Source organism: Streptomyces sp. NPDC059695 (assembly GCF_042733785.1).
In the GTDB taxonomy this organism is placed as follows: domain Bacteria; phylum Actinomycetota; class Actinomycetes; order Streptomycetales; family Streptomycetaceae; genus Streptomyces.
The window spans coordinates 21596-31432 of sequence record NZ_JBHWFF010000020.1 but is presented as its reverse complement, the minus strand read 5'-3'; the positions used below and the strand labels follow the sequence as shown (position 1 = coordinate 31432).

9 protein-coding genes are annotated in these 9837 nt (G+C 73.6%); 7 read left to right on the top strand and 2 right to left on the bottom strand.

Annotated features, from left to right (window positions below; genetic code table 11):
• Window positions 1–134 precede the first annotated feature (134 nt).
• Window positions 135–416, bottom strand: coding sequence for an HPr family phosphocarrier protein (locus tag ACFV2S_RS24170; RefSeq protein WP_015036698.1), 282 nt, complete (start codon window positions 414–416; stop codon window positions 135–137).
• A gap of 186 nt (window positions 417–602) precedes the next feature.
• Here ACFV2S_RS24170 and ACFV2S_RS24165 point away from each other — a divergent pair, with 186 nt between their 5' ends.
• From ACFV2S_RS24165 to ACFV2S_RS24145, 5 genes are all read left to right on the top strand, one after another.
• Window positions 603–3515 (top strand): GNAT family N-acetyltransferase, encoded by a 2913-nt coding sequence (locus ACFV2S_RS24165; protein WP_385562739.1) that lies wholly within the window; start codon window positions 603–605, stop codon window positions 3513–3515.
• A 40-nt stretch (window positions 3516–3555) separates the two neighbouring features.
• Window positions 3556–4152 carry a DUF5998 family protein gene (locus tag ACFV2S_RS24160; RefSeq protein ID WP_383795817.1) on the top strand — a complete coding sequence of 199 codons (597 nt, stop codon included), beginning with the start codon at window positions 3556–3558 and terminating at the stop codon, window positions 4150–4152.
• Window positions 4152–5354 carry an alkaline phosphatase family protein gene (locus tag ACFV2S_RS24155; protein WP_385562735.1) on the top strand — a complete coding sequence of 401 codons (1203 nt, stop codon included), beginning with the start codon at window positions 4152–4154 and terminating at the stop codon, window positions 5352–5354. Before ACFV2S_RS24160 ends, ACFV2S_RS24155 begins: the two co-directional genes overlap by 1 nt.
• A 52-nt stretch (window positions 5355–5406) precedes the next feature.
• Window positions 5407–6057, top strand: a complete 651-nt coding sequence (locus ACFV2S_RS24150; protein WP_329857228.1) for a thymidine kinase — start codon at window positions 5407–5409, stop codon at window positions 6055–6057.
• 177 nt (window positions 6058–6234) lie between these two features.
• On the top strand, window positions 6235–7419 hold the full coding sequence (locus ACFV2S_RS24145) for an FG-GAP-like repeat-containing protein (RefSeq protein WP_385562732.1): 1185 nt from the start codon (window positions 6235–6237) through the stop codon (window positions 7417–7419).
• A gap of 37 nt (window positions 7420–7456) precedes the next feature.
• Here ACFV2S_RS24145 and ACFV2S_RS24140 read toward each other — a convergent pair whose 3' ends face one another.
• Window positions 7457–8134 (bottom strand): TetR/AcrR family transcriptional regulator, encoded by a 678-nt coding sequence (locus ACFV2S_RS24140; protein WP_385562729.1) that lies wholly within the window; start codon window positions 8132–8134, stop codon window positions 7457–7459.
• A 121-nt stretch (window positions 8135–8255) separates the two neighbouring features.
• Between ACFV2S_RS24140 and ACFV2S_RS24135 the strand changes: the two genes are divergently transcribed.
• Entirely contained in the window at window positions 8256–9152 is an 897-nt protein-coding gene (locus tag ACFV2S_RS24135) for an MBL fold metallo-hydrolase (protein WP_385562726.1), read from the top strand.
• Window positions 9153–9193: 41 nt separating this feature from the next.
• On the top strand, window positions 9194–9811 hold the full coding sequence (locus tag ACFV2S_RS24130) for an isochorismatase family protein (RefSeq protein ID WP_385562722.1): 618 nt from the start codon (window positions 9194–9196) through the stop codon (window positions 9809–9811).
• Window positions 9812–9837: the final 26 nt, after the last annotated feature.

Below are 9837 nucleotides of genomic sequence, written 5' to 3'. Positions count from 1 at the left end.
CGGTGTCCGTGGGGGGCTGCGGGCTTCCCTGTCTTCTGCGGGGCCGCCGCCGGGCCCGGGGGCGGCCCCCCCCCGCCCCGCGGCCCCGCCCCCCGCGCCCCCCCCCACGGCCGTTCGTCGTGCGGGGGACCGGTTCAGACGGTCTCGGGGAGCTCGTCCAGACCCTCGGCGACCAGCTTCGCCAGGCGGTCGAGCGCGGCCTCGGCGCCGTCTGCCTCCGACGCGAGCACGATCTCCTCGCCGCCCTGCGCGCCCAGACCGAGCACCGCGAGCATGGAGGCGGCGTTCACGGGGGTGCCGTCGGACTTGGCGATCGTCACCGGCACGCCGGAGGCCGTGGCGGCACGGACGAAGATGGACGCGGGGCGGGCGTGCAGGCCCTCGGCCCAGCCGACGTTGACGCGGCGCTCAGCCATGGTGTTGCCCTTCAAGTCTCAAGCGGGTTGTCTAGACCAGTCTCTCACGGCTTGCGCGGTGCTCCGCGCCGACCTTCGGCCCGGATCGGACCGCCCTTCGGCCCTTCCTGCCTGGCAACACCTTGCATCGCGCACCCCCGCCGCGCGACCGGTGCCGCAGTCGTACCGCGGCCGTAGGCTGACCCCATGCAGAGCGCGTCGGAGCAGTCGGAAGCGGCGGAACCCCCGGCCCGGCCGGAGCACGCCTACCCCGACCACTGGGAGGCGGACGTCGTCCTCCGCGACGGCGGCACCGCACGCATCCGGCCCATCACGACCGACGACGCCGACCGCCTCGTCAGCTTCTACGAGCAGGTCTCGGACGAGTCGAAGTACTACCGCTTCTTCGCGCCCTACCCGCGCCTGTCCGCCAAGGACGTCCACCGCTTCACCCACCACGACTTCGTGGACCGGGTCGGACTCGCGGCGACCGTCGGCGGCGAGTTCATCGCCACCGTGCGCTACGACCGCATCGACGACCGGGGGCTGCCGGCCTCCTTCCCTGCCGACGAGGCCGAGGTCGCCTTCCTCGTCCAGGACGCCCACCAGGGGAGGGGCGTCGCCTCCGCCCTCCTCGAACACATCGCGGCGGTCGCCCGTGAGCGCGACATCCGGCGCTTCGCCGCCGAGGTGCTCCCCGCCAACAACAAGATGATCAAGGTCTTCACCGACGCGGGCTACACCCAGAAGCGCAGCTTCGAGGACGGCTCCGTCCGGCTCCATCTCGACCTCGAACCGACCGACCGCTCCCTCGCCGTCCAGCGCGCCCGCGAGCAGCGCGCGGAGGCGCGCTCCGTGCAGCGGCTCCTCACTCCCGGCTCCGTCGCCGTCGTCGGCGCCGGACGCGCACCCGGCGGCGTCGGCCGGACCGTCCTGCGCAACCTCCTCGGGGCCGGATTCACCGGACGGGTGTACGCGGTGAACGCGGCGCTCCCCGCGGAGACCGAGCTCGACGGCGTCCCCGCCCATCCCTCCGTCGGCGCCATCGGCGAACCCGTGGACCTGGCCGTCGTCGCCGTCCCCGCCGAACGGGTGCCCGAGGCCGTCGCCGACTGCGGCGAACACGGGGTGCGCGGTCTGGTCGTGCTCTCCGCCGGATACGCCGAGAGCGGGGCCGCCGGCCGCGAGCGCCAGCGCGCCCTCGTACGGCAGGCCCGCTCGTACGGCATGCGGATCATCGGCCCCAACGCCTTCGGGATCATCAACACCGCCGACGACGTCCGGCTCAACGCCTCGCTCGCGCCGCAGATGCCGGCCGCCGGGAGGATCGGCCTCTTCACCCAGTCGGGCGCCATCGGGATCGCCCTGCTGGCCGGCCTGCACCGCCGGGGCGCCGGCCTCTCCTCCTTCATCTCGGCCGGCAACCGCGCCGACGTCTCCGGCAACGACTTCCTCCAGCACTGGTACGACGACCCCGGCACCGACGTCGTCCTCCTCTACCTGGAGTCGATCGGCAACCCCCGGAAGTTCACCCGGCTCGCCCGCCGCACCGCCGCCGTCAAGCCCGTCGTGGTCGTCAAGGGCGCCCGGCACAGCGGCAGCGCCCCGCCCGGCCACCGGGTTCCGGTCACCCGCATCCCGCACGCCACCGTCTCCGCGCTGCTCCGGCAGGCCGGTGTGATCCGCGTCGACACCGTCACGGAACTGGTCGACGCCGGACTGCTGCTGGCGGCCCAGCCGCTGCCCGCAGGGCCCCGGGTCGCGATCCTCGGCAACTCCGAGTCGCTCGGCCTCCTCACCTACGACGCCTGCCTCACCGAGGGACTGCGTCCGCTGCGGCCGCTCGACCTGACGACGGCGGCGGTCCCGGCGGACTTCCGGGACGCGCTCGCGGCGGCGCTCGCCGACGAGACGTCCGACGCGGTGGTCGTCACCGCGATCCCCTGGGTCGGCGAGGACGGGGCCACCGAGTTCGGCGACGGCGAGGTGCTCGCGGCCGCCCTCCGCGAGGCCGTCGCCGCCGCTCCCGCACCGACGAAGCCGGTCGTCGTCGTCCACGTGGAGATGGGCGGCCTCGCGGAGGCCCTCGCGGTGGCGACGAGCACCCGGCCGGCGGCGGAGCGCGGTGCCGTCACCCCGGAGAACCGTTCCGGCGGCACGCCGACGGGACCCGCGACCCCGCCCCGCCCCGCGGCCCCTGCCACGGCCTCCCCTCCCGTACCTCCGGCCCCCACCCCCGCGGCCCCGGCCGCCATCCCCGCCTACCCCGCCGCCGAGCGGGCGGTGCGGGCGCTGGCCGAGGCCGTGCGGTACGGGCAGTGGCGGCGGCAGGCAGCGGAGCCCGGCCGGGTGCCCGAGTACGAGGACATCGACGAGGCCGGGGCCGCCGCGCTCATCGCCGGCGTGCTGGGCGGCGACGACGTGGACGCCCGCGGTGTGACCCTGGACACCGAGCGGGCCGGGGCGCTGCTCGCGCGCTACGGCATCACCGTGCTGCCGACGCTCCCCGCCCCCACGCCCGACGCCGCCGTCGAGGCCGCCCGCCGGCTCGGCTACCCCGTCGCGCTCAAGACCACCGCGCCCCACCTCCGCCACCGCCCCGACCTCGGAGGCGTCCGGCTCGACCTCGCCGCCGAGGACCAGCTCCGCACGGCGTACGCCGAGGTCACCGAGGTCCTCGGCACGCCGGAGGAGCTCCAGCCGGTCGTCCAGGCGATGGTGCCCCGGGGCGTCGACACCGTCGTCCGCTCCGCGATCGACCCGGCCGTCGGCGCCGTGCTCTCCTTCGGCCTCTCGGGCGCGGCCTCCGAACTGCTCGGCGACACGGCCCACCGCCTGGTCCCGGCCACCGACCGGGACGCCGCCGAACTGATCCGCTCGCTGCGCACCGCCCCGCTGCTCTTCGGCTGGCGCGGCTCCGCCCCCGTCGACACCCCCGCCCTGGAGGAGCTCCTGCTGCGGGTCTCCCGCCTCGTCGACGACCACCCCGAGGTGGTCGCCGTCTCCCTGGAGCCGGTGGTGGTGGCGCCCCGCGGTCTGTCCGTCCTCGGCGCGACCGTCCGGCTGGCCCCGCCGTCGCCGCGCACCGACCTCGGTCCGCGGAGCCTGCCACGCTACTGACGGGCCTGAGGGGGCCCCTCGGCCCCGTAGGATGGAGTCCATGGCAAAGAGCGGTACGACGACCCAGGGGCTGCGCGCGGCGATCGAGCGCAGCGGCTACTACCCGGCCCTCGTGGCCGAGGCGGTGGAGGCCGCCGTCGGCGGCGAGGCCATCACGTCGTACGTGGTCCACCAGGAGACCACCTTCGACGCGAACGAGGTCCGGCGCCACGTCACCGTCCTCGTCCTGACGCCGCACCGCTTCATCGTCAGCCACACCGACGAGCAGGCCGCCGACACCAGCTCCCCGACCCCGTACGCCACGACGTCGACCGAGTCCGTGAAGCTCGACCGGATCTCGTCGGTCGTCGTCAGCCGTGTCGTCGCCAACCCAGAGTCGTACACGCCGGGCACGCTGCCCCGCGAGGTGGTCCTCACCATCGGCTGGGGCGCCGTCTCCCGCATCGACCTGGAGCCCGCCGCCTGCGGCGACCCGAACTGCGACGCCGACCACGGCTACACCGGCAGCGCCACCGCCGACGACCTCAGCCTGCGCGTGAGCGACGCCGGGGACGGCCCGGACACCGTCCGGCAGACCCTCGCGTTCGCCCAGGCCCTCTCCGAAGCGACCGCGGCCACCGCCGCGCCCACCCGCTGATGGTGCAGCCCACCGTGACCCACGGCTGGCCCGACGACCCGGTCCCGCTCGCCCCGGAGACCGCGCCGGTGCCCGAGTACGCGACCGGTTCGCTCGGCGACCTGCTGCCGACGCTCGTGGCGGGCCAGGGCGTGCCCGGCTTCGACGCGCGGATCGCGGAGCTGGCCCCGGCCGACCGCAACTGCGTCTTCCTGATCGACGGGCTCGGCTGGGAGCAGATCAAGGCCCACCCGGACGAGGCCCCGTACCTGACCTCGCTGCTCGGCTCCTCGCGCGGAGGTACGGGCCGCCCGGTCACCGCCGGCTTCCCCGCCACCACCGCGACTTCGCTCGCCTCCGTCGGCACCGGCCGCCACCCCGGGACGCACGGACTGCCCGGCTACACCGTGCGCGACCCCGACACCGGCGCCCTGATGAACCAGCTGCGCTGGAAGCCGTGGACCGCGCCGCACGTCTGGCAGCCGTACCCCACCGTCTTCCGGCTCGCGCACGAGGCGGGGATCCACACCGCCCAGGTGTCCTCACCGATCTTCGAGCAGACCCCGCTCACGAAGGTCGCGCTCAGCGGCGGAACGTTTCACGGACGGCTCTCCGGCGAGGAGCGCATGGACTTCGCCGCCGAGCAGCTCGCCGGCGGCGACCGCTCGCTGGTCTACACGTACTACAGCGAGCTCGACGGCGCGGGCCACCGCTTCGGCATCGACTCGGACGCCTGGCGCGGCCAGCTGATGTTCGTCGACCGGCTCGTGCAGCGGCTCGCCGAGCAGCTGCCGCCGCGCACGGCCCTGTACGTCACGGCCGACCACGGCATGGTCGACATCCCCTTCGACGAGCAGCACCGGATCGACTTCGACGAGGACTGGGAGCTGCGCGCCGGCGTCGCCCTCCTCGGCGGCGAGGGCCGGGCCCGTCACGTCTACGCCGTGCCGGGAGCGGAGGCCGACGTCCTCACCTGCTGGCGCGAGGTCGTCGGCGAGCAGTTCTGGGTGGCGAGCCGCGACGAGGCCATCGACCTCGGCTGGTTCGGCGCCGAGGTCGACGAGCGGGTGTACGGCCGGATCGGCGACGTCGTCGCCGCGGCCCACGACGACGTGGCGATCACCGCCTCGGTCAACGAGCCCCACGAGTCCGCGATGGTCGGGATGCACGGGTCCATGACCCCGGCGGAGCAGCTGGTCCCGCTCCTCGAAGTCCGTTCCTGACCCCCCTTCCGGCCCCGTCACCTCCCACGACCTGAAAGGTCCCCGTCCCGTCATGCCCGAGCTGGTCTTCTTCTCCGGAACCATGGACTGCGGGAAGAGCACCCTGGCGCTCCAGATCGCCCACAACCGCGACGCGCGGGGGCTTCAGGGCGTGATCTTCACCCGTGACGACCGCGCGGGCGAGGGCAAGCTGTCCTCCCGCCTCGGCCTGGTGACGGACGCGGTCGAGGCACCGCGGGACATGGACCTGTACGCGTACCTGGTCACCCAGCTCTCCCAGGGCGGCAAGGCCGACTACGTGATCGTGGACGAGGCGCAGTTCCTCGCCCCCGAGCAGATCGACCAGCTCGCCCGCATCGTCGACGACCTCAGCCTCGACGTCTTCGCGTTCGGCATCACGACGGACTTCCGTACGAAGCTGTTCCCGGGCTCGCAGCGGCTGATCGAGCTGGCGGACCGGCTCGAACAGCTCCAGGTCGAGGCCCTGTGCTGGTGCGGCGCCCGCGCCACCCACAACGCCCGTACGGTCGGCGGCGCGATGGTCGTCGAGGGTGAGCAGGTCGTCGTCGGGGACGTGAACCGCCCGGCCGAGGAGATCGGCTACGAGGTCCTCTGCCGCCGTCACCACCGCCGCCGCATGACCGCGGCCGCCGCCCGCGCGGGCGCCCTCTCCCCGGACGTCCTTCCCGTCGGTCAGGGCTGAGGAGCGGGCTTCCCGCACGTCAGCGGACCCGACGGGCCCGCCGCGAGGGGTGCGGGCGGTGCCGATCCGGAGGGCGCCCCTCCGGGGCCCGCCGCCGTGCGGCGTGCGGAGGCGTGCGGATACGGTCCTTGCTGTGGCGCGTTGAATCATGCACGCGTCACATCAGGGAGGGAATTCATGCGTACACCCATGTTCCGGCGTCTGGCCGTCGCGGCCACCGCGCTGGGACTCACTTCGCTCGGCCTGCTCGGCGCGGGCGCCGCGCCCGCACAGGCCGCGGTGAGAGACTGCCCCACGGGGTACTTCTGTGCGTGGGCGAACACCGACGGCACGGGCTCGATGTTCAAGACGCAGTCGAGCAGGGCGACTCTGGGCACGTGGGACAACAAGTTCCGCTTGATCATCAACCGCACGCCGGGTTTCGCCTGCACCTTCGACGAGCCGAACTACGAGGACGGTGCCGGGCGTTACGGGAACGACAGCTCGGCCACCAGCATCGCCAGCAGGTCCGTCAGTTCGGTGAAGATCGTCCGCACGCTCCGGGAGTGCGAGGGACCCGCGTACCCCCACTGGCTCTCGGAGACCTCGCCCAGGGCGGCAGGCTTCGGCGACATGAACGGCGACCGGAGCGCGGACGTCCTCGTCCGTGACCTGGTCGGGCGCCTGTGGTTCCTGCCCGGTGACGGCAGTGGCCGCCTGGTCGGCACGGGCGGCTGGAACGCCTTCAACGCCCTGGTCCGGCACGGCGACTTCAGCCGGGACGACCGCGAGGACGTGATCGCCCGCGAGACGGCCACCGGCAGGCTGTGGCTCTACCCCGGCACCGTGACCGGCGGCCTCGGCGCGCGCAAGCTGATCGGCACCGGCGGCTGGAACGCCATGAGCCGGATCGCGGCGTTCGGCGACCTGACCGGCGACGCGCGGGCCGACCTGCTCGCGGTGGAGAAGTCCACCGGCAGGCTGTGGCTGTACCCGGGCACCTCCACGGGCACCCTGGGCGCACGCAAGCTGATCGGCACCGGCGGCTGGAACGGCATCAACGCCCTGGCGGGCGTCGGTGACGTGAACGGCGACGGCCGGGCCGACCTCTATGCCCGCGAGGCCTCGACCGGCAAGCTCTGGCTCTACCCGGGCAGGGCCGGCGCGCTCGGTTCGCGCGTGCTGGTCGGCAGCGGCGGCTGGAACGGGATGCCGACGATCATCGCCAACGGCGACTGGTCGGGCGACGGCCGACCGGACCTCATCGCGACGAAGGCCGGCGACGGCATGCTCTACCGGTACGCGGGTACGGGCAGCGGTGGCCTCGGAGCGGGCGACTGGATCGGCGGCGGCGACTGGCGGGACCTGAACGGCGCCTTCTGACCCTCGCGAGGGCCTCCGCCTCCGGGCGGGGGCCCTTTCACGCACCCGGCAGAGACCGTGGCGGCACCCGGGGTGTCGTGTCGGCGGCGTCCACCGGGGCCGTTCCCGTCAGGGTGTCGAGCAGGGTCCGGGCGAGGACGGTCGCGGTGCCGATGCGGGTGTCCTCGCGCTCGTCGCCGGTGACCTTCCCGATGACGGCGTCCCGCACCGCGAACGAGATGGCGGGGTCCCGGAAGAGGTCGGGGAACGACAGCGCCATCATGCAGACGCCCACGTTGGCCGAGAGGATGGACTGCCCCGCGAGTTCGGGGGCGGTACGCAGGCGGCCGGCGGCCCCGCAGCGCTCCACGGCCTTCAGGAGGATCGCCTGCGCCTCCTTGATGGCCTGCGGCTTGGCGTCGCCCGTGGGCGTGAACATCAGCCGGTAGAGGTGCGGGTTGCGCAGCGCGAACGCGACGTGGCTGTCCCAGGCCGTGCGCAGGTCCGCCACCGGGTCGTCGGTGAGCGGGTTCCGCCGCTTCTCGGCGAGGAACCGCTCGAAACCGATGTCGGCCACGGCCGTGAGCAGCCCCTGCTTGTCGCCGAACTGGCGGTAGATCTCCGGCGCGCCGACCTTCGCCCGCTCACAGATGGCCCGGGTCGAGATCGCCAGTGCGTCCTGGGTGGCGAGCAGCTCTCCGGTGGCTTCCAGGATGCGCTCTCGTGCCGTCGACATGGCTCCCACGATAACAGCGCTAACAGTGCTGACCTGGGAGACCGGCTCTGTTGTAAACGTTGCTTACGAATCGTGTTAGCGTATGAAACATCGTTCGCAACGCGAGAGCTGGTGTTCCCTGATGAACCGTTCGACGCTCCTCCGACGACGCGTCACCCCGGGCGCGGTCGCCGCCGCGGCGGCAGCGGCCCTGCTCGCCGGCTGCGGAGGCGGAACCGACGAGGAGGCCGCCCCCGCCAAGGCGTTCACCGCCACGCACATCGGCGGGCCGACCACGATCCTCGAGATCGGCGGCCTGCGCCTCCTGCTCGATCCGACCTTCGACGCGCCGAAGAAGTACCGGAGCGGCCTGGAGAAGACGCGGGCCCCCGCGCTCGGCACCGACCGGATCGGCAGGATCGACGCCGTCCTGCTCTCGCACGACCAGCACGACGACAACCTCGACGACACCGGCCGCGCCCTCCTGAAGGACGTGCCCGTGGTCCTCTCCACGCCCGGCGCGCGGAAACGGCTCGGCGACCACGTCACCGCCATGAAGAGCTGGGAGTCCCACCGGCTGAGGACCGCCGGCGGCACGGTCGAGGTCACCGCCGTGCCCGCGCTGCACGGTCCCGACGGCGTCGACCGCGGCGCCGACGGCGAGGTCACCGGCTTCGTCCTCAGCGGCGACGGCGTCCCCACCACCTACATCTCCGGGGACAACGCCTCCGTCAAGGTCGCCGAGGAGGTCGGCGACCGGGTCAGGAAGGAGATCGGCCCCATCGACACGGCCGTCCTCTTCGCCGGTGCCGCCCGCACCCCCGCGATCCTCGGCAACGCCCCGCTGACGCTCACCTCCGCGAACGCCGCCCGGGTGGCAAAGGCCCTCGACCCCCGCAAGGTGGTCGCCGTCCACACCGACGGCTGGAACATCTACTCCGAGGACATGCCCTCCCTGGTGGAGGCGTTCCGGGCGCGGGGCATCGCCGACGAGCTCGTCGACCTCGCGCCCGACGGCACTCCCGAGAACCTCTCCTGACCCCGTCATCCACCCCGCAACACCTGCCGAAAGGAACCCCCATGACCGCCTCCACCACCCTCCGCGACGTCATCGGCCTGCCCCAGGAACTGCCGCGGCTCGACGAGTCCGCGCTGATCATGATCGACTTCCAGAACACCTACCGCACCGGTGTCATGCGGCTCGACGGCGCCGAGCAGGCCGTGGCCGCCGGCGCCCGGCTCCTCGCCGCCGCCCGCGCCGCGGGCGCCCCCGTCGTCCACGTCGTCAACGACGGCGGCGAGGGCACCCCCTACGACATCCGGGCCGAGATCGGCGCCATCAGCGACGAAGTCGCCCCGGTCGAGGGGGAGAAGGTCGTCGTCAAGCAGTTCCCCAACGCCTTCCACGCCACCGACCTGGAGGAGACCCTGAAGGACCTGGGCGTGAGCGGCGACCTCGTCATCGCCGGCTTCATGACGCACATGTGCGTCCTCTTCACCGCCCAGGGAGCCTTCAACCTCGGCTACCGCCCGACCGTCGTCGCCGAGGCCACCGCGACCCGCCCGCTGGAGGCCCCGGACGGCAGCGTGCAGCCGTCGGCGGCCCTCCAGACGGCGAGCCTCACCACCGTCCGGGACCTGTTCGGCACGGTGGCCCGCACCGTGGACGAGCTCGTCGCCTCCGTGCCCGTCGCCTGACGCCCGCGGGCACCGGCGCCCCCTCC

What these genes read in the sequence shown, in the direction of transcription:
- ACFV2S_RS24170 (WP_015036698.1), bottom strand. Translation starts at nt 416, where the DNA reads ATGGCTGAGCGCCGCGTCAACGTCGGCTGGGCCGAGGGCCTGCACGCC.
- ACFV2S_RS24165 (WP_385562739.1), top strand. Translation starts at nt 603, where the DNA reads ATGCAGAGCGCGTCGGAGCAGTCGGAAGCGGCGGAACCCCCGGCCCGG.
- ACFV2S_RS24160 (WP_383795817.1), top strand. Translation starts at nt 3,556, where the DNA reads ATGGCAAAGAGCGGTACGACGACCCAGGGGCTGCGCGCGGCGATCGAG.
- ACFV2S_RS24155 (WP_385562735.1), top strand. Translation starts at nt 4,152, where the DNA reads ATGGTGCAGCCCACCGTGACCCACGGCTGGCCCGACGACCCGGTCCCG.
- ACFV2S_RS24150 (WP_329857228.1), top strand. Translation starts at nt 5,407, where the DNA reads ATGCCCGAGCTGGTCTTCTTCTCCGGAACCATGGACTGCGGGAAGAGC.
- ACFV2S_RS24145 (WP_385562732.1), top strand. Translation starts at nt 6,235, where the DNA reads ATGCGTACACCCATGTTCCGGCGTCTGGCCGTCGCGGCCACCGCGCTG.
- ACFV2S_RS24140 (WP_385562729.1), bottom strand. Translation starts at nt 8,134, where the DNA reads ATGTCGACGGCACGAGAGCGCATCCTGGAAGCCACCGGAGAGCTGCTC.
- ACFV2S_RS24135 (WP_385562726.1), top strand. Translation starts at nt 8,256, where the DNA reads ATGAACCGTTCGACGCTCCTCCGACGACGCGTCACCCCGGGCGCGGTC.
- ACFV2S_RS24130 (WP_385562722.1), top strand. Translation starts at nt 9,194, where the DNA reads ATGACCGCCTCCACCACCCTCCGCGACGTCATCGGCCTGCCCCAGGAA.